Origin of the sequence: Desulfovibrio sp. 7SRBS1 (assembly GCF_049723905.1) — a bacterium.
GTDB lineage: Bacteria > Desulfobacterota > Desulfovibrionia > Desulfovibrionales > Desulfovibrionaceae.
Map to the genome: position 1 here is coordinate 2504339 of NZ_JBJKFD010000001.1, position 19750 is coordinate 2524088.

At 57.0% G+C, this 19750-nt stretch carries 13 protein-coding genes; 6 read left to right on the plus strand and 7 right to left on the minus strand.

From position 1 onward, the window contains the following. The first annotated feature begins 315 nt into the window (after positions 1-315). Both ACI0FJ_RS11350 and ACI0FJ_RS11355 read left to right on the plus strand, forming a co-directional pair. Complete coding sequence (locus tag ACI0FJ_RS11350; protein ID WP_424303310.1) at positions 316-603, plus strand: hypothetical protein; 288 nt, start codon at positions 316-318, stop codon at positions 601-603. Between the two features lie 646 nt (positions 604-1249). Further along, a complete protein-coding gene (locus ACI0FJ_RS11355) occupies positions 1250-3916 on the plus strand; it encodes a valine--tRNA ligase (protein WP_424303313.1) in 2667 nt (888 codons plus the stop codon). A 748-nt stretch (positions 3917-4664) separates the two neighbouring features. Here ACI0FJ_RS11355 and ACI0FJ_RS11360 read toward each other — a convergent pair. Continuing rightward, positions 4665-5033, minus strand: coding sequence for a hypothetical protein (locus tag ACI0FJ_RS11360; protein ID WP_424303316.1), 369 nt, complete (start codon positions 5031-5033; stop codon positions 4665-4667). A 30-nt stretch (positions 5034-5063) separates the two neighbouring features. Then, positions 5064-5288: a hypothetical protein gene (locus ACI0FJ_RS11365; RefSeq protein WP_424303319.1), complete on the minus strand. Its 225-nt coding sequence runs from the start codon at positions 5286-5288 to the stop codon at positions 5064-5066. 352 nt (positions 5289-5640) lie between these two features. Here ACI0FJ_RS11365 and ACI0FJ_RS11370 point away from each other — a divergent pair, with 352 nt between their 5' ends. The 4 genes from ACI0FJ_RS11370 to ACI0FJ_RS11385 all read left to right on the plus strand — a co-directional run bounded on the left by ACI0FJ_RS11370 (position 5641) and on the right by ACI0FJ_RS11385 (position 11262). Further along, positions 5641-7320: a hydantoinase/oxoprolinase family protein gene (locus tag ACI0FJ_RS11370; RefSeq protein ID WP_424303322.1), complete on the plus strand. Its 1680-nt coding sequence runs from the start codon at positions 5641-5643 to the stop codon at positions 7318-7320. Then, on the plus strand, positions 7314-8642 hold the full coding sequence (locus ACI0FJ_RS11375) for a histone deacetylase family protein (RefSeq protein ID WP_424303325.1): 1329 nt from the start codon (positions 7314-7316) through the stop codon (positions 8640-8642). The genes ACI0FJ_RS11370 and ACI0FJ_RS11375 overlap by 7 nt, the downstream gene beginning before the upstream one ends. A 252-nt stretch (positions 8643-8894) precedes the next feature. Continuing rightward, positions 8895-10136 carry an OmpP1/FadL family transporter gene (locus ACI0FJ_RS11380; RefSeq protein ID WP_424303328.1) on the plus strand — a complete coding sequence of 414 codons (1242 nt, stop codon included), beginning with the start codon at positions 8895-8897 and terminating at the stop codon, positions 10134-10136. 763 nt (positions 10137-10899) lie between these two features. Then, positions 10900-11262, plus strand: coding sequence for a hypothetical protein (locus ACI0FJ_RS11385; protein ID WP_424303331.1), 363 nt, complete (start codon positions 10900-10902; stop codon positions 11260-11262). Between the two features lie 228 nt (positions 11263-11490). Here the strand turns inward: ACI0FJ_RS11385 and ACI0FJ_RS11390 are convergent, their stop codons facing one another. The 5 genes from ACI0FJ_RS11390 to ACI0FJ_RS11410 all read right to left on the minus strand — a co-directional run bounded on the left by ACI0FJ_RS11390 (position 11491) and on the right by ACI0FJ_RS11410 (position 19633). Then, positions 11491-11613: a hypothetical protein gene (locus tag ACI0FJ_RS11390; RefSeq protein ID WP_424303334.1), complete on the minus strand. Its 123-nt coding sequence runs from the start codon at positions 11611-11613 to the stop codon at positions 11491-11493. A gap of 656 nt (positions 11614-12269) precedes the next feature. Beyond that, a complete protein-coding gene (locus ACI0FJ_RS11395) occupies positions 12270-16631 on the minus strand; it encodes an acyl-CoA dehydratase activase (RefSeq protein ID WP_424303337.1) in 4362 nt (1453 codons plus the stop codon). Positions 16632-16891: 260 nt separating this feature from the next. After that, positions 16892-17290 (minus strand): MucR family transcriptional regulator, encoded by a 399-nt coding sequence (locus ACI0FJ_RS11400; RefSeq protein ID WP_424303340.1) that lies wholly within the window; start codon positions 17288-17290, stop codon positions 16892-16894. Positions 17291-17663: 373 nt separating this feature from the next. After that, positions 17664-18377 carry a tetratricopeptide repeat protein gene (locus tag ACI0FJ_RS11405; protein WP_424303343.1) on the minus strand — a complete coding sequence of 238 codons (714 nt, stop codon included), beginning with the start codon at positions 18375-18377 and terminating at the stop codon, positions 17664-17666. Between the two features lie 5 nt (positions 18378-18382). Further along, the gene (locus ACI0FJ_RS11410; protein ID WP_424303346.1) at positions 18383-19633 is read right to left on the minus strand and encodes an O-antigen ligase; all 1251 of its coding nucleotides are present in this window, start codon (positions 19631-19633) and stop codon (positions 18383-18385) included. Positions 19634-19750: the final 117 nt, after the last annotated feature.

Below are 19750 nucleotides of genomic sequence, written 5' to 3' on the forward strand. Positions count from 1 at the left end.
GAATAAAGTCGAGGAAAGTGCGTACTGTTCTGGGGTCGCATTTCCAGGCCGCGCCAACGGCCGACCTCTTTTCCGCCTCCGGTGTTGCCACGCGCCGGGGGCTTTCTCTTTCAATGTTGTCCACATCCACTCAAACGAATTCAAACGTGATCAAACGTGCACCACGGAACGACATTTTTCCTTCAGCTGTATCAACACCTGTTTCATATCGACTCCAACCATCCTTAATCACACAATATTTTCTTAGTATACCCCATCTCGGAACACCGGAACATACAAGACATTTCACAGTGTTTCCCGGAAAAACACTGCACGATGATGAAAAAACATGTGATTTTAGTTTGTTATGCGTGCCGTTCCATTCCGAAAAAAATTCTGGCGGGGCAGAGTGGTGTGAAAGCAAGGCGCGAGGGAATTTCATCGCGACGTGTACTCTTCCGCACACAAACGACTTCAATTTCGCCGCAGCAACGCGGCTATCGGGCCGTTCCACTCCCCCCACAACCATCTGGCTGGGCAGAGTGGTGCAAGAGCCAGGCACCAGAAAAACTCAAGGCCGACGCGTATTCTTTTATACGCGAGGATTTGAGTTTACCGCAGTAACGAAGCTATTGTGCCGCTCTGTCTCCCCAGGCCCAGGCGGGCGGGAACGGTTGGAGAGCAAGGCGCAAGACGAATTTCATCGCGCCGTGTGCTCTTCCGCACACGAGCGACTTCAAATTCGCCGCAGCAACGCGGCTATTGTGCCGCTCTGTCTCCCCAGGCCCAGGCGGGCGGGAACGGTGCGAGAGCAAGGCGCAAGGCGAATTGAATCGCGACGCGTACTCTTCTTGTACGCGAGCGACTTCAAATTCACCGCGGTAACGCAGCTATCGTGCCGTTACCGCCCGCCTGAGAGGGTTTGCGTCCCTCATACTTGTAGTGTAAAGCGAAACTTCGATGTGCTACCAAAGTTTTGGCACATGCTCCAAAAAAGATGGCCGCAGAACTCTACTGCTTCGCCATCTTTTTCAGTCCTCACAGCCAAATTTTCGGGCCACAAAGATTGGGAGGGGGAGGCGGAGCGAGTTGCTCCGTCTACGGTACCGCGCACCGAAGCGTCATTCTACGCCTGTTGAATAGGTTCCGCGGATGGCGCGCATAATGCGCCCCGAATTTCGAAATGTTCTGGAAGGGGGAGCGCGAGGGGGAGAACCTCTTTCAAGAGGTTGCCCCCTCGCTCCCTCCTCCACGTAGTAAGGAGATAAATATGGCGACTAAAGAACTAGCCAAAGGCTACGAACCCAAAGATGTGGAAGCCAAATGGCGCGAGCACTGGGAATCCAACAACACCTTTGCGCCGGATATGGACGCCGAGGGTGATCCGTACTCCATAGTCATTCCGCCGCCCAACGTTACGGGCGCTCTGCACATGGGGCATGCCCTGAACCTCACCCTCCAGGACATCATGTGCCGCTACAACCGGCAGAAGGGCAAAAAGGTGCTGTGGGTTCCGGGCACCGACCACGCGGGCATTGCCACGCAAAACGTGGTTGAGCGCAAGCTGCTCAAGGAAAACATCACCCGCGAGGAGCTGGGCCGGGAAAAATTTCTGGAACACGTCTGGGAATGGAAAAAGGAATACGGCGACCGCATTCTGAACCAGATCCGCCGCATGGGTGCCAGCGTGGACTGGACCCGCGAACGCTTCACCATGGACGAAGGGTTGTCCAAGGCCGTGCGCGAGGTGTTTGTAAGCCTGTACGAACAGGGCCTCATCTACCGCGGCAAGTACATCATCAACTGGTGCCCCCGCTGCCACACCGCCCTGGCCGACGACGAGGTGGAATACGCACCCAACAAGAGCATGCTCTACCATCTCCAGTACCCGCTGGAAGACGGCTCCGGCTCCCTGACCATTGCCACGGTCCGGCCCGAGACCATGCTGGGCGACACCGCCGTTGCCGTACACCCGGAAGACGAACGCTACGCCGACTTTGTGGGCAAGAACATTGTTCTGCCCATTATGGGCCGCAAAATTCCCATTATTGCCGACGCCTACGTGGACCGCGAGTTCGGCACGGGCTGTTTGAAGATTACCCCTGCCCACGACATGAACGACTGGGAACTGGGCAAAAAATACGACCTGGAAGCCATCAGCGTTATCGACGACATGGGCCGCATGAACGAAAACGCGCCCGAACGCTACCAGGGCATGAGCGCGGACGACTGCCGCAAGGCCATTGTGGAAGAGCTGCGCGAATCCGGCGTGCTGATCAAAGAAGAAGAATACGAAAACAAGATCACCCAATGCTACCGCTGCAAAACCACCATTGAGCCGTTCGTGTCCGAACAATGGTTCGTGGCGGTCAAGTCGCTGGCAAAAAAAGCCCGCAAGGCCGTAGAGGACGAACGCACCCGCATCCTCCCCCAGCAATGGGAAAAGACATATTACAACTGGCTGGACAACATCCGCGACTGGTGCATCTCGCGCCAGCTGTGGTGGGGACACCGCATCCCGGTGTGGTACTGCGACGAGTGCGGCAAGACAATCGTCTCGCGCGAGGACATCACCACCTGCGAATGCGGCGCTACCCTGCGCCAGGACGAGGACGTGCTCGACACCTGGTTTTCCTCGGCCCTGTGGCCCTTCACCACCATGGGCTGGCCCGACAAAACCAAGGAACTGGACACCTTCTACCCCACCGGCCTGCTGGTCACCGGGTTCGACATCCTGTTCTTCTGGGTGGCGCGCATGATGATGATGGGCCTGGAGTTCATGGACGAAGTGCCGTTCCGGGACGTGTACATCCACGCCCTGGTGCGCGACGAAGAAGGCAAGAAGATGTCCAAGTCCACGGGCAACGTCATCGACCCGCTGGAAATGATAGACAAGTACGGCTGCGACTCGCTGCGCTTCACCCTGACCTCGTTTGCCGCCATGGGCCGCGACATCAAGCTCTCGGAAGCGCGCATCGAAGGCTACCGCCACTTTGTAAACAAAATCTGGAACGCGGCCCGCTTCTCGCTGATGAATCTGCCCGAAGAGATTCCCAATGTGGAACTCTCGGAGATCAAGGGCCTGCACCATCAATGGATATTCTCGCGCCTGGAACAGCTCAAGAAGGACCAGGAAAAGGCCACGGCCGAGTACCGGTTTAACGATCTGGCCCAGAACATGTATTCCTTTATCTGGCACGAGTTCTGCGACTGGTACCTGGAACTGTGCAAGAACGACTTTACAGGGCCCAATGGTCAGGCAAACGAGCAGGCCAAGGCCGGAGCGCAAAAGGCCCTGTGGACCGTGCTCTCGGAAACCCTCACCCTGCTGCACCCCATCATGCCCTTTGTGACCCAGGAAATCTGGAACACCCTGCCCGGCATTGCCGAGGACAAGTCCGACCTGGCCCTGATTCCCTTCCCGGAAGCGCGCCCGGACATGCAGTCCGAACAGGCCGACCAGGACATGCAGATGTTGCAGGAAGCCATTATGGCCGTGCGCAACATCCGCGGCGAACTGGGCATCAAGCCCAGCCTGCCCCTCAAGGTGCTGGTCAAGACCGCCTCGGAACACACCAAGGCCGTGCTGGAAGCCAATGCCGACCAGATGGCGCGCCTGGCACGCGTGGACCAAATGACCATTGCCCCGGACGTCACCGCGCCCAAGGCCTCGGCCTCGGCAGTCATCCTGAATAGCGAACTCTTCGTGCCCCTGGAAGGCGTGGTCGATTTTCAGGAAGAACTCGCCCGCCTGGACAAGGAACTGGGCAAGGTTACCAAAGACTGCGAAGTGGTTACCAAGAAGCTGAACAACGAAGGCTTTGTAAGCAACGCGCCTGCCCATGTGGTGAACACCGAACGCGAAAAGCTCGCCGTGCTGAGCGAAAAGCGCGACAAGCTTGAGGCGCTGCGTAAGCGTATGGCAGACATGGTGTAAGGCTGTTGAAAAAGGGCCGTTGGCTGCGTTGCCGCGAAAAAGACGAACCCTCGTGTGCACAAGAGCACACGTCGGAACCGTCTTTTTCTAGCGCCTTGCCCTCAACCCTTTTTGAACAGCCTGTGGTAAGAGGGAATTAAGCCCTTACTCATCCGAACTCAATAAAAGCAATAAAAGCCCGGAGGAACAGCGTGTTTTTCCGGGCTTTTTATTTTTAACACCCAAAACACCCTTCTCACGCAGGCTGGTCAAAAGGAATTGAGAGCAAGGCGCCAGGGAAATTTAATCGCGTAGTGTGCTCTTTTGCACATGAGCGACTTAAATTTCCCGCAGTAACGAAGCTATCGGTTTCTTTTCAGCAGCCTAAATAAGAATGCCTCCGGCGGCCGGGGAGATGATGGCCCCCGGTCCCCCACATTACATAGAACGCAAATAGGCCCCGAAGAAACAAGCTGCGCTTGCTCCTCCGGGGCCTATTTGCGTTCTATGGATGGGACGTTAGGAATTGAAGGTAAGACGAACATACATAACTTGTTCTTCCTGCCTCTCACGGACATTAAACACATCAAAATAGAATTTCTTCACGAATCCCTAAAATCAGGCCTATCAAAAGAACTTGAGAGCAAGGCGCCAGGGAAATTTAGTCGCGTAGTGTGCTCTTTTGCACATGAGCGGCTTCAATTTTCCGCAGTAACGAAGCTAGAGGACTCAAAGCGAAGGAAAGGTCAGCATTACTGACGTATCCTGATCAATCCTCGTCGATTTGCACTTTCCCGCCTGATTCTATGATCACAGAAAATTTGCGATGAGCCTTGGACGAGTGAACCGTGTAAACCTTTTCTGCTCCATATGTGGGACAAGTTAAATCTGTGGTCTCGCAAAGGCAATGGTACACTTCTATTTTATCTATTGCATTAACGACATAATCTTGAACTTTATGTTCACCTTTCCTTATTATTATGGAAGTCTGACAAGGAATTTCCATAACTCTCCCCGAATATTTAACCAAATAAGGATTGCCGTCATTGTAATTTCGTATTTCAATTTTCCCTGCAAAAACTGGTACTGCAGTTATTGCCAGCAGCAATAGCGACAATAAAGCACTTTTTTTGATCATGGTATTACTCCTTCCAGGATGCTTCCGGAATTAAGCCGGGTGCCAATACGCGGGGAAATCCTTCAAAACCAAAACAGAGACTGAAACCTCAGCAGGATGGATGCCAGTGTTATCAACCCTATAGTACCTATCAAAGTATGTAAAACTTTTTAAAAACCCTCGCGCCTTTTTCATCATTTCTGACTTGTTTTCTGCTTTGCCCTCACGAAAGGCATTACTTTTAACATCCTGATTTACCAACTCATCCGGATTCAATTACAGACTTCCTGATGGACTCGTTTTCCTCCTTTAGGGCATCCGTGCGGTTTCCTGAAACAACGAAGCTATCGGTTCCTTTTGATCGGCCTGAGGCTGTTTCCCACACTCTTTCTTTGGGCTCTTTGCCCAAAGAAAGAGTGTGGGAAAATCGCAGGTCCAGGAGGCCGTTGCCTCCTGGCGGAGTCCAGAGGCAGCGCCTCTGGCGGGGTGCAGGGGCGGCGCCCCTGCCTGCCCTTTCCCCCGAACGGTAAAATTCAATCGGCAAACGGCACCTCCTCGCGTAGACGTGAATAAAGGCCAGTGCTACGTATTGGCCTTTGGAAGAATCCAACGAATCGGGAGAGAGCATATGCTGCTCGGCATAGATGTGGGAGGAACGCACACTGACGCAGTGCTGATACACGACAAAGGCATTGCCGCGGCGTTCAAGGTTCCCACAAATCACGACAACCTCATGGAATCCATCGACGCAGTGCTGGATAAAGTCTGCGCCGATGTGGACCCCGCGTCCGTGGAACGGGTCAACCTGAGCACCACGCTGACCACCAACGCCATTGTAGAGGGCAAGACCGACCCTGTGGCGGTTCTGGTGGCCGGTGGTCCGGGCGTGGACCCTGCACATTTTAAACTCTGCCCGGATTTTCACGTGCTGTCCGGCTCCACGGACCACCGTGGCAACACGGTTGCGTCCCTGAACAAGACCGAGCTGAACGACGCGGCCCAGGCCTGCGCTGCCAAAGGCATCCGCGCCTACGCCGTGGTGGGCAAATTTTCCCCGCGCAACCCGTCCCTGGAACAGAGCATGGCCGATGCCGTGGCGCCCGCGGCCGACGTGGTCACCATGGGCCACGAGCTGACCGGACGGCTCAATTTTCCGCGCCGCATTGCAACGGCCTATTTCAACTCCGCGGCCTGGGGCATGTTCGACGGCTTTGCCCGGGCCATCAGCTCCAGCCTGAAGGCACGCGGCATAGAGGCCAAGGTGAACATCCTGAAGGCGGACGGCGGCACCATGCCCCTTTCCCTGGCCCGTCGCCATCCGGTGGAATCCATCCTGTCCGGCCCGGCCGCCAGCGTCATGGGCATTATTTCCATGTGCGACATCGCCCTGGACTCCATTATTCTGGACATCGGCGGGACCACCACGGACATTGCCGTGTTCGCATCCGGCGCACCGCTCATGGAGATGGACGGCATTTCCATCGGCTCGCACCCCACGTTGGTGCGGGCGCTGCTGACGCAGTCCATTGGCGTGGGCGGCGACTCGGCCCTGAGCGTGCTGGGCGACGAAATCCACGTGGGACCGCGCCGTCTGGGACCATCCCTGGCGCAGGGCGGGGAACATCCCACGCTTATCGACGCCTTCATCTACCTGGGCCAGTCGGACATGGGCGACGTGCAACGCTCCAAAGAGCAGTTCAAGGCCTTTGCCACACAGCGGTCCATCAGGCCGGAGACCCTGGCCCAACGTGCCGTGGACAGGGCCGTGGATATTATCGTCACGGCCTCGCGCCAGCTGGTAAAGACCATCAACTCCAAGCCCGTGTACACCATCCACGAGCTGCTGGAGGACGCCCGCATCGTGCCCAAAAAGGTGTACGTGATGGGCGGCCCGGCCAAGGTTTTCAAGGAACCGCTGTTCAAGGCCTTCAAGCTCACCATTGCCGTGCCCGAACACCACGGCGTGGCCAATGCGGTGGGCGCGGCCCTTACCCGCACCACGCACAACGTGGAACTGTTTGCGGATACGGAACGGTTGCGCATGCACATTCCCAGCATTGGCCTGTCCAAGACCATAGAACGCGATTACGACCTGGACGAAGCCGTGCGCGACGCCCGCACCCAGCTGCTGAACCATCTGCGGCAGGAGGGCATCCCCTCGCGTGAGGAAAACACCGAGATAACGCACGCATCGTCTTTCAACATGATCGACGGGTCGCATCTGGCGGGCCGGAACATCCGCGTCAAATGCCAGATCAAGCCCGGCATTCTGCACCGCTACAAAAATCTTTTGGGGCGCTTATGTTAAAAGCCGTCAATTCACTCGGCGTCATATTCTTCCCCGCTTTCGACTGGGCCATCAGCGCAACCCACCCGGAACGCGAGGAACGCCTGCTCTACACCCAGGACCAGCTTATCGAGGAAGGCGTCTTCGACATCGAAGGCATTACCGAGTTCAAGCCGCTGGTGGCCGACCGGACCGCCGTGGAGCGGACCCATTTCTGTTTTCCGGACGTGGAAAGCGTGGCCACGCGCTCGCACATGATTTCCGCGGGCGGTGCCATACGCGCCGCCGACCTGGTGCTGACCGGAAAATGCGACAAGTCCTTTGCCCTGGTGCGTCCTCCCGGACACCACGCCATGAAGTGCGTGCACGGCTCGCGCGGCTTCTGCAACGTGAACAACGAAGCCATCATGATAGAGCACATCCGGGAAACGTACGGTCCCAAGCGCATCGCCATTGTGGACACGGACTGCCACCACGGCGACGGCACCCAGGACATCTACTGGAACGATCCGGACGTGCTGTTCATCTCCCTGCACCAGGACGGGCGCACGCTCTATCCCGGATCGGGCTTTCCCTACGAGCTGGGCGGGCCGGGAGCGCGCGGCAAAACCCTGAACCTCCCGCTGCCTCCGGGCACCTCGGACGAAGGGGTTCTGTACGCCATTGAAAACTTTGTTCTGCCCGTGCTGGAAGACTTCAAGCCCGATCTGGTCATCAACTCGGCAGGCCAGGACAACCACTTTACCGACCCCATCACCAACATGAGCGTAACAGCCAAGGGCTATGCCCGGCTGAACCAGCTGGTGAATCCGGATATCGCGGTGCTGGAGGGCGGCTATGCCATCCAGGGCGCACTGCCCTACGTGAACCTGGCCATTGTGCTGGCCATGGCAGGGCTGGACTATTCCCATGTGGCCGAGCCCGACCTGTCCAAGCCGGAGTTCAAGAAACGGCTGCGTCAGGACTCGCGCATCGACGGCTACGTGGAACAGCTGTGCCGGGAAATGCTCAAAATCTACTTTCATCCGCCCAAGGACGACACGCTGGACAAATCCGGCGGGTATTATGTGCGCGACAAGAGCATTTACTACGACACGGACGGCATTCAGGAATCGCAAAAGGAAAAACTCCGCGATTGCGGCAACTGCCCCGGCGTAAAGGTCATAGAAACCAGCTCCACGGCGGTGCCGCGCAGCCTGGGAATAGAAATTCCCATCAACGCGTGCCCGCACTGCCGCGACGAAGGCTACCGGGTGTTCGAGGATGCCCAGCTCAAGGGCGGGTACAGGTACGTGCAGCTTATCAACAGATTGGACAAGGACTACCAGCAGGTAGGTTTTTAATGTGACGTATCCAGCGCGCCACCAGAACTTGCACTGATATTTTCCAGTCTCACTTGCTCTGGCGGCTGCTGTTCTTCACACTTCCTCCGGTATTTTGCCATCAAACGGCCGGGAGACACCCCCTCCCGGCCGTAACCTTTCTGTAATAATCCCTGGCCTTTTTGCACCAAGTCATGTATCTGCGGTGGCGGTTTGTTGTTACATAGTGTTTGAAACATCTTCGCATATTCTATTTTTCATGAGGGGTGTCTGATGAAGAAACCGGCGCTGCTTGCGGCTCTGGCCGCTACTCTTCTACTCTGTCTGCTGTCCGTGCCCGCATTTTCCGCGGGTTTTGCCATGTATGAATTCAGCGCCAGGGGCAATGCCGTGGGCGGTGCCGTGGTGGCAAATCCCAAGGATGCCTCCACCATGGCCACCAACATTGCGGGAATGACGCAATTGGACGGCGGACATGTTTTGGCCGGTGCCACAATCATCCAGCCGCACCAGGACGTGGAAACCCCCGAAGGAGACTTCCGGGGCCAATCGCCCAACTGGGTTCCCCCGCACGCCTACTACACCCAACAGGTCACAGACCGCTTGTGGATGGGGCTGGGCGTCTTCACCCGCTACGGCCTGTCCGCCGAATTCGACCCGGAATGGCCGGGCCGCTACAATTCCTATTTCGCGCAGATCGTCAGTTCTTCCGTGGTGCCGGGCATAGCCTACAAGCTGACGGACACACTCTCTCTGGGCCTGGGCCTGGAAGCCATGTACTTTGATTTCAAGCAACAGAAGAAAGTACGCACCGCCCCCGGCGACGTGGACGGCACACTGCACGGCGACAGCCTGGGCGTGGGCTTCAACGTGTCTGCCCACTATCACCCCATCCAGCCGCTGCGCATCGGCCTTGCCTATCGCAGCCTTGTGGAGCAGCGGGTTACGGGCCGGGCTTCCTTCAACAATCCCGCGGGCCTGCCGCCCATCTTTTTTCAGGACACCGACGCATGGGGAACCATCCGCCTGCCCGACTCTGTCCAGGCCGGTGTTTCCTACGACATTCTGGACAACCTGACAGTGGAAGCCGACGTCATCTGGACGCGCTGGTCTTCCTACAGAAACCTCACCATCAACTACGACAAGGCCCTCATGCCCACCAACCCGGCCAGCACATCCACCATGTCCGAAAAGAACTACAAGGACGTGTTCCGCTACTGTCTGGGCGTGGAATACGGGGTTCTGCCCTGGCTGGACCTGCGCGCGGGCTATGTGTACGACGAATCCCCGGTGCGCGACTCGTACGCCGACTACCTTGTTCCGGCCAACGACCGCCAGATTTTCTCCCTGGGTACCGGCATCAAATACGACAACTGGAACTTTGACGTGTCGTACTCCTACCTGTGGATAATGGGCCGCGACGTGGACGCCCGCCCCGAAGACGGCGTGGTGGACTCCAATTTCAAGAACGGCGACGCGCATATGGTGGGTTTTAGCGTCGGCTACAAGTTCTAGGGGGCGGGGATGGTTGGAAACAGCCGATAGCGGCGTTGCTGCGGAAAATGAATCTCGCTCGAGTGCATAAGAGCACACGTCGCGACTTCATTTCCCTGGCGCCTGGCTCTCGACCATTTCCAAACATCCCGCGCAAGGCAGAGGTTGGGAAAGACAATAAGTCTCGGAACCCTTGCTAAGCTTAAGGGCAAAAAAGAAACAAAGGCTCGTGCCATTTCCAAACATCCCGCGCAAAGTGGAGGTTGGGAAAGACAATAAGTCTCGACACCCTTTGTACGCTTCAATAAAAGATAAAAAAACGGGCGTGGAACCAAATTCCACGCCCGTTTTGTTTTTGCAGGCCGCTCAAAAAGGTGCGAGAGCAAGGCGTGAGTCTTTCCCAGGTTCCGACGTGTACTCTTCTTGTACACGAGGGTTCTGGGAAAGATGAAACAACGAAGCTAACGTACTTTTTTCAACAACCTGCGTCAGGGCATCTTGGCCCGGCAGTGCCACTGCTTACTCTGTTGGCATCAATATCACCCAGCGCCAACCTTGTATGCAGACTCCTATAGAAAACATCGAGAGCAATTCGCCTAACTCATCTTTTTAAAAAGAATTTGTTACATGGCACGTTTTTTGTTAATTTATAGTAGAGAATGGGGGGAATAAAAAATGGTGTCGTTGCTTTTCCCTTCACAAGTCGACTTTGTGCAAGGACACACAGAAGACGGCGCAAGGTGAAGCATCAACAAGATGGATGAAACACAGGGGAAGAATGGTCATGAAAAAATGGTACAGATATTTGTGTTCAGCCATGTTGCTGGTTGCCGTTTCCATAGGGTTGTCCACTGTTGCCTGGGGATCTGGCGAACCTGCTCCGGGAAAATGTGAGAGTCTTGGTGCGCTTACAACCTACTGCTACTACTGCGAACCTGGTCATGAAAAATACCTGGGCAAAGTGGCTGTACTGGCAGAGTACGACGAGAGTCATAAAACATGCGCAAAGTTCACTACAGCAAAAAATGCTTGTGAAAACGCATTTGGAGACAGTAACATAGGATTTTACACGGTTTACTGGCTTGGTTTGTTTGAGAAGACCGCGACATTTGATAAAAGATGCGTAAATAAGGTTGGAAAACAGTAGCAGTCTCAAAGGCTGAGCTTTGACCAGCAAATTACGTTCTGAAGTATTTTTTTGTTTACAAATAATTATAGTGTCGTGTCTATGGTCTCAATACAGTATTCTTCCCTGCGAATAGCTCAGGAATGAAAGATCTGGAACTCTTGAATGGACTGCATCGTCAAAGTGAATGGCAGTGCACCCTACAAAAGCGACCAAGTGCCAAGCCTGGCACTCCCTCGGATTTCGCGACTATTTCCAATCCCATGAAACAAGTGTGCGCGGAACAGGCTTCCAAAGCTGCTCCCAAACAACCGCTTCGGCGGTTTTCTCCTTTCCATTCAGCGTGGTAACAAGCTCCAGCTTGTAGTTCATCCCGGCTACCACCTGGGCTTGCGCAACGGCGGCATCGCGTGGCTATGAATTTTCGTACTGCAGGTTCGTAGGCTTGTCTGTCCGCCAAAGCGCTGACAGGGAGGGGGATGCGTGGAAGGATGTAAGGCGTAAAATACCGTACTTTTTTTCACCCAAGACGAAGTTACTACCGCCAACTGCGCTTCACTAGGCCGCTCAAAAAGCGTGAATCTTTCCCAGGTTTCGACGTGTATTCTTATATACACGAGGGACCGTCTTCTTTTGCAGCAACGCCGCTAACGCACCTTTTTCAACAACCTGGAACCTACCGCAGGGCGTGAATCTTTCCCAGGTTCCGACGTGCATTCTTATATACACGAGGGTTCTGGGAATGATGAAACAACGAAGCTAACGTACTTTTTTCAGTGGCCTGCGTCAGGGCGTTCAAAAAGGTGTGGAAGCAAGGCGCCAGGCCTATTCAAGACGCGACGTGTACTCTTCTTGTACACGAGCGGTTTGAATAGACCGCAGCAACGCCGCTAACGCGCCTTTTTCAACGCCCTTCTACCTGCCGCAGGGCGTTCAAAAAGGTGTGGAAGCAAGGCGTGAGTCTTTCCCAGGTTCCGACGTGTACTCTTCTTGTACACGAGGGTTCTGGGAAAGATGAAACAACGCCGCTAACGCGCCTTTTTCAACGCCCTCTGTTGGGATTGTTCCATAAATGTTTCCAAATTCAACCGCATAGTCTGCGACGCTGTACCGTCGAACGGCAGGGTGATGACGGGGATGCCGTACTTGCGTCCCACTATGTCCAGCATTCCTGCGGCAATGGTGCCGGGCATGCAGCCGAACGGGACGGCGTTGATGATGCCGTGCACGCCATGTTCGGCCATTTCCACAGCCTTGCCCACGGAAAGCACGGCCTCGCCTTCGAAGGTATCGCGCAGGTAGGGCGCGGCCTTGTCCAGCAAGTCGCGGACGGGCGGCTCGTGCGCGGTTTGTGTACATGGGGCCATGAGGTCGGCAAATGCATGTTCCACCTTGCGCTGGTACAGTTCCTCCACCCACAGCCGGGCAATCTGCTTGTAGGCCCTGCGGTAGCGGGAACGGCGGCGGGACATGGCCCCCACGTAGTAGATCCATTCGCCTATCTGGGCCAGCCAGGCGCGTCCGCCCAGAGACTCGACCCGCCGGGCAATGTCCTGGTTGGAAAAAACATTCGAGCGCACGAATATTTCGCCCACAATGCCTATGAGCGGCCGGTGGCCGTTGTGCCGGGCCATGTTGGAAAAATCGGTGCGTGCCCGGTCCAGGGCCGATTTCACATCGCAGTCGGGCGAAGCCAGGGCCTCCATGATGGAACTGAGATGACGGGCATAGAGATGGTCGGCCATGCCCGGTTCGGCCTCGTAGGGGCGGTGCTCGTGCAGACATTTCACCAGCAGGTCCACGGCGGCCACGCCCTTCCAGGCGCGCTTGCTGAAGTCGCGGCCCAGAATGCCAAGGTCGCTGTAAAATTGCGCATCCTGCATGGGGGAGTAGAGCGGCACGTTCTGAAACCCGGCCTGATCCATGATCATGCGCTGGGCCACATTGTACTGGCCGAATCGGCACGGACCGGAACCATTGAAAATGGCAAAGGCGGAGCGGTCGGGATCAAAGCCCGGAGCCTGTGCCGCGTGCAGCATATCCGCGGTGGTCACGGCAAAGGGATAGCACTCCTTGCCCGAAACATACGGCGTGGCAGCCTGCATGGTTTCCGCCGTGGTCGGAGGAAGGGCCTCGGCGTGGCCTCCGCAGCCTTGGAACGCAGCAGCCAGGCTGGCGATCTGGTCGCACATGGGCGGCAGGTAGATGGTCCGCTTCCGGGCGCTGGAACCGTCCGCTATGTAGGCCTGGCGGGAATGGGACTCGCTGACCGCGGTATCTGCCGTGCGCGCCCTGTGCAGGCTGTCCAGAAAGGCCTCCACGCGGGTCACGGCCCCGGCGTCCGCGCTGTGTTCGTCTATTTCCAGACACAGGCTGGGCTTGTCCGCGAACTCCTCGTCCAGATAGCGCAGGATAAAGGAATCCGGACCGCAGGAAAAATTGCTGATGATCACCGGAAAGAGCCGGTCGTCCGCAGCCACGGTCCGGGCCGCCTGCAACAGACGCTGGCCCGAACGCCAATACATGTGCGGCCAGTCGTGATGCAGCTCGGCCTCACCCTTGGCGCCCGAAAGGGGCAGGAAATCCATGGGAATGGCCACCCGGCCCAGAGCCTCTATCTTGCGTGAAATATTCAGGTTCATGCCCCGGTCCAGGGCATTGTAGGCCCGGCCCATGACCACCAGGGCGGACTTTTCAGAGTCCAGGGTGTTCAGCACCTCCTGTCCCTTGTCCTGAAGCTTTTGCACATAGGCGAACTGCGCTTTTTCCGCCGCGCCCATGGCCCGGACCAGCTCCCGCCGGGAAACCCCGTAGGGACGCAGCGCAGCCAGAAGCTCGCGCGTAAAAAGGCCTCCTCCATGGCGCGTGGTCAGAGACGGGGCCACCACCTCGGCCTCGGGATGGATGGCCCGCACCTGATAGGGAAAACTCTGGGTGAGCGGGCAGGCCTGGCTGGCGGCAAAAGGAGAATCCGGCGCGGCCATGTTCACGAAACTGGGCAGAAAAATCCGGGTGACGCCATTGTCCAGCAGCGACTGCACATGGCCCAACGCGGCCTTGACCGGGAAACAGGTGTCGGAAAGGGTCGCGCCCGCCCCGGCAGTAATGATGCGCCGGTCCGTGGGGCCGGAAACCTGCACTTCAAAGCCCAGCTGCCACAGCAGGGTGGAAAACCAGGGCAGCATGTCGTGCAGAAAAAAGACCAGGGGCAGGCCCATGACTCCGCGTTTGCAGGGGCCGTTTTGTTTTGCCCAGTCCTGGTACGCGCAATGGACGGCCCGCAGCGCCTTGTCCCGAAAGGCGAACAGATCTTCTCCGGCCAGAGCGGGCTTCTTGCCACGCGTATCCACATCGTATTTTTCGCAGCGCCCGCCGTAGAACAGCGGCCTGTCATTGCCGTCGATAACAACCTTGTTGATCTCGCAGCAATTGTCGCAGCCCTTGCACACAAACGACGACATTGCATACGGTACATGGGCCAGATCAAAGCCCCGAAAGCTCGATGCACGACCGGGCACCACCGCGTCCCGCGCCATGAGGGCCATGCCGATGGCTCCGGTTACGTCGTGGTTGGGCGGCACGGTTACGGGCTTGCCCAGATAACGCTCAAAGGCCGCGGCAACGGCCTTGTTGAAGGCGGTGCCGCCCTGAAAAAATATGCGCTCGCCCACTTTGCGCCCGGCCACAACCCGGCCCATGTAGTTGGCGACAATGGAATAGGACAGCCCGGCCAGCACGTCGGGCAGCGAGGCGCCCCCGGCCAGCTCGGCCATGAGCGAGTTTTCCATGAACACGGTGCAGCGTTCGCCCAGATTGCGCGGTTCCCGGCCGGACAGGGCCAGAGACGAGAACTCGCCCTTGATGTCCACGCCCAGCTTTTCCGCCTGTTCCTCCAGGAACGATCCGGTCCCGGCGGCACAGGCCTTGTTCATCTCAAAGTCGGCAATAACGCCGTTTTCCAGACGGATGAATTTGGAATCCTGACCGCCGATCTCGAAAATGGTGTCCACGTCCGGGTCGATGAAGGCCGCGGCCATGGCCTGGGCCGTAATCTCGTTGCGCACCACGTCCGCGCCCACAAAGTCGCCTATCATGTAGCGGCCCGAACCGGTGGTGCCCACGCCCAGCACGGGCGGATCACCCAATGCGGCCATTTCCCGGCCAATTTCGTCCAGCCCGGTACGCACGGCCTCTATGGGACGGGAGGCGGTGCGCAGATAGCGCTTGGCCAGCAGATTGCCCTGCGCATCGATGACCGCCAGATTGGTGGATATGGAGCCCACATCAATGCCCATGTACACGCCGGAAATATTGTCCCCCACAGCACCCAAAACAGGCGGTGTGGACACGGGCGACGCAGACTGGGCCGGGACGTGGCGGGCCTGCATGTCCGCGGGCACCGGCCCCAAAGGTGGATGGAACGATGTGCAGGAGGTGTGCGCGACGTTGTGTGCATTATCCAGCAGGGAAATATCCAGCGGGGCCTCGGCACGTTCTGCGGAGTGGCCGGCCTGATAAATCAAGGCAGCCCCCACGGCACCCACCTGGACCGCTCTTTCCGGCACCAGCAGAGTGGCCGGAATGTCCGATTCTTCCGAAATATCCGGGGTCGCACTTGCACTGCTTTCCAGGCCGAACTCCTCGGCCATGGCCCGGACCACCCCGGCATTGCGGGAAACCCCGCCCAAAAAGGCCACACCGGGCTGCATGGGCCGGTTGCGCACCACGCTTCCCTTGTAATTGCGGGCCACTGCCCGGCACAGCCCGGCGGCAATGTCGCCAACGGGCGTGGCAATCTGCTGCAGATGGATCATGTCCGACTTGGCAAAAACACTGCACCGCCCCGCAATGTAGGGCGGCGTGTCGCAGGCTCCGGCCTGCCGGGAAAATTCCTCGATATCCAGCCCCATGCGCTCGGCCTGCTGGTCCAGAAACGACCCGGTGCCCGCGGCGCAGACCGAGTTGAGGGCAAAGTCCTGCACCAACCCGTCGGCCACGGAAATATATTTGCAATCCTCGCCGCCAATCTCAATGACCGTGCGGACCTGCGGACAGACAAGAGCGCAGCCGCGCGCCAAGGCGGTTATTTCATTGATATGGGGAAGGTGAAGCAGGTCGGCCAGGCGGCGCCCGGTGGAACCGGTGCAGACAAGACGCAGCCCGGGGAATTGTTCTGCAAGAGGAAGCAAAAGCGACCGGGCGCAGTCGGCCACCCGCCCGTTGTGCCTGCGGTAGTCCGTATGAAGAATGTGTCCGTCAGAGTCGAGGACGGCCAGCTTGAGGCTGACGGCCCCGCCGTCAATACCGGCAAAGAACGACAAAAAACGCCTCCGGTCCTTGGGTACCATGTGGAAAAGCCCGGAACGGATGTAGCGTAACAGACGTCGCAAAACGCCATGCTTCCCACTCCGATACTTTTAACAATCGCCAGTAGGGAAGCAATATCGCGATATGCAAGACAACTCAATGTACGTAGCTACCGCAAAATGCCGCATACGGCCATTGCGAAGCGCTGCTGCGGAACCATTCCACCGTCCCGCAGCCGTACAACAACGAACGTTTTAAAAAAACTCATTCAACCGAATCGCTCCGAACCAGCCGGAACATCTTTGTAAAAGCAGTACCCCACCCGCCTTGCGCACTCCATGCATTACTTTTTCTTTCTCTTTTCCCACAATTTCATATCACGCATCTTGTTGCGGCGTTCGCGGGCAAGGCCTTTGGCTACCAGGGAAAGGGTCTTCTTGTACCCGTACTTTTCCTTGTACTCCTTGGGCGTAAGACCGTGCGTCGCCAGGTGGCGTTTGGTAAGAATCTTGAACTTCTTACCACACTCCAGACAGGTAACGGACTTTTCCCGTATGGCCTTCAGGGGATCTGCAACAAGTGGATGCGGCTCTTCCTCTTCAGATACTTCTACGCCTTCCGAAACTTTTTTGATGCCTTCCGAAAGACTGCGAAGCATGTTGACGATCTCTTCTTCCGTCATATGACGAACACTCGCCTGTGCCTTCACAATGCCCAGAGCTTCCTTGAGATGTGGTTCCATACCTGTTGTTTCCTCCTTAAGTAAGACACCATCAATGCATGTCACTTTACACCGTTACTATAAATAGAATATTTAGATCAAGTTATTTTAATTAAAAATACAAACTCTATTTCTAGTATATACGCCATGCTCAATTTAGATGGCACGTCCATCCAGGGTAGTACATGATTTATTCAGGATGAATAGCGTATCAGAATGGTAGGAAAGACAAACAACGGCAACCTGCAATGCAAGAAACCACCTTGCTTTTCAAAGAAAAGCACCTGGCAGGATATTGAAAAATTAAAATGGCAAAACTGTGCAACTATAGCGAAGAATCAGAGGAAAAGCTTTTATAAAAGCAAAGGGGAAGGAAGCGGATGGGGAGAAATTCTTATTCGTAAGGTGTGCGATAGAATTTTGGTTCCTGAATTGACTTGCGGCGCTTGTCTCTGCGGTCCAGAAAACGCATAAACTTCTTGCTCACATCCAGGTCGGGATTGATATCCAGGGACTTGCGCAAAAAAATACGGGCACTGGCCACGTCGCCCTTGTCGAAGCAGGCCCGGGCCATGTTGTGAAAAAGGTTTTCGTCGTCGTTCACCAGCTTGGCGGCACGGCGGTAAAAATCCAGGGCCCTGCCCGACTGCCCATTCTTGCGCAGGCTGATGCCGCAGGTGTTGAACAGATGCTTGTGCTCCGCCTGGAAAGGGGCCTCCAGGTGCAGGATGCGCTCGAACACTTTGGCCGCCTTGTCCTTCTGCCCCTGTTCCAACAGGGCCAGACCGTGCTTGAAGCTGGCCAGGATGTTGCTTTCATTGACTTCCTGGGCAGACTCGCCCCGCGTCATGGCCAGGGCAAGATAGCTGTCCGCGTCGGATTCCTTGCCAGCCAGCGACTGGACAAAGAACTCCGGTTCCGGCTCGAACTTTACGGAAAAATCCTCGCGCGAAATCACATGCGCCTTGCCCACGGGCACCAGCGTATTGCTGAGCTTCTGCACTTCCATTCGCCCGTCGGGAAGTTCGGCCGCACTGAAGTAGGTCTTCACCGAGGTACCGCTTTCGCCTCGGACTTTGGCGGAAAAAATGCCTTTGTTCGTCTGCACCAAGATCACCTCGCGTAGTCCTCTTGTATGACATTTAAGGACATTTGCAAATACCGTCCGCGAAAACGCGGTTCCCGCAAGGAAAAACGCCGCGCGGCAAAAAAGGCCGAGATGAGTACCACGCCCAGGTTGTTGCAATATACAAGCCCCATGGTAAGGCCGCCGACCAGACACAGCAGACAGAGCGCCCGAAGTGCCCGGCCCGCGCGGCCCATCCCCCGTGAGGGCACGCACAGCAGCCAGCCCGCTGCTCCGGCAGCCAGAACCGCCGCAAGCAGGCCCGCTGCAAGCAGTCCCGCCGCAATCAGGCCCCATGTAGCGCCCATCCGCAGCCAAAAGGCGTGCAGATTGAAAGGATGCACGCCTGCCAGCCCCCACTGCCGGGCCTGTGCAGACCACAAAAAGGAAAGTGGGGCCGGCACGCCAAACGGCAGTTCACTGCCCGGCCAAAAACCGGCCACGGCCTGCCATGGCGCACTCAGGACAAATTCTCCCGCCGTATGCCACATCCAGAACCTGTCCAGCGCTTCCAATGCTCCCAACAGACCGCGCACCTGAAAGGACAGCCACACTCCGGCCAAACCGAGGAAGAGCAGGCAGACCTTGCGCACCACGCCATAGGGGCCGAAACAGATGAGTACGCCCGTTGCCGCCAGCACCGAGGTCCGGGAAAAGGTCACCAGTATCCCCAGCGCCATCAGCCGAAGAAAGCCCCTGTGCTCCCGCCCCAGCCCAAAGCAGAGACAGATGACCATGAGCATACCGTCGTAGTTTATCTCGCCCGAGCCCACGGGCCGCTCCACCTGTCCGGTCAGAAACCAGGTGACACAAAACTCGGCCAGCACCAGCAGGGCAAGCCCGGCCCCGCATTTTCTGAACCGTGCGGCCGAAGGTACGCCAAAGGCGGCCATCCCCCCTACCGCGGCAAGCACATACAAAAGAGGCTTCAGCTCCATGGCCCAGGCCACGGAATTGAAGCCCGGCAAGCCCACGGGCCAGGCAAAACGAAAGGCAACAAGGCCGCACAGCCCGAAGCACAGCGCCGTCCTCAAAAACAGGCGGCGCTCCTCTGCGCGGGGCAGCCTGCGCAACAGCAGGCAGCCAACAGCCACCGCACCCCACAGCAGCAACGCCCCGTCTATCCAGTTGCGGGGCGGCTGTGCTCCCACAGCCCGGCCCAAAAGCATGGATGCGGGAAAAATCCAGCAGCAAAGGTATAATGGGAAATCGGCCCATAAAGACAAATCAACGCGCATCAGCCAGCCTCGGAAGAGGAGCAAAGCCCCGGCAACACTATTTTACAGCGGGCTCAAATCATACTATCCTTTATATCAACTGGGAAATAGCAGTTTCCAGCCCGAGATTTCGGGGAC

Coding starts and splice junctions, on each gene's coding strand:
- ACI0FJ_RS11350 (WP_424303310.1), top strand. CDS start 316: ATGATGAAAAAACATGTGATTTTAGTTTGTTATGCGTGCCGTTCCATT.
- ACI0FJ_RS11355 (WP_424303313.1), top strand. CDS start 1,250: ATGGCGACTAAAGAACTAGCCAAAGGCTACGAACCCAAAGATGTGGAA.
- ACI0FJ_RS11360 (WP_424303316.1), bottom strand. CDS start 5,033: ATGATCAAAAAAAGTGCTTTATTGTCGCTATTGCTGCTGGCAATAACT.
- ACI0FJ_RS11370 (WP_424303322.1), top strand. CDS start 5,641: ATGCTGCTCGGCATAGATGTGGGAGGAACGCACACTGACGCAGTGCTG.
- ACI0FJ_RS11375 (WP_424303325.1), top strand. CDS start 7,314: ATGTTAAAAGCCGTCAATTCACTCGGCGTCATATTCTTCCCCGCTTTC.
- ACI0FJ_RS11380 (WP_424303328.1), top strand. CDS start 8,895: ATGAAGAAACCGGCGCTGCTTGCGGCTCTGGCCGCTACTCTTCTACTC.
- ACI0FJ_RS11385 (WP_424303331.1), top strand. CDS start 10,900: ATGAAAAAATGGTACAGATATTTGTGTTCAGCCATGTTGCTGGTTGCC.
- ACI0FJ_RS11390 (WP_424303334.1), bottom strand. CDS start 11,613: ATGAACTACAAGCTGGAGCTTGTTACCACGCTGAATGGAAAGGAGAAA.
- ACI0FJ_RS11400 (WP_424303340.1), bottom strand. CDS start 17,290: ATGGAACCACATCTCAAGGAAGCTCTGGGCATTGTGAAGGCACAGGCG.
- ACI0FJ_RS11410 (WP_424303346.1), bottom strand. CDS start 19,633: ATGCGCGTTGATTTGTCTTTATGGGCCGATTTCCCATTATACCTTTGC.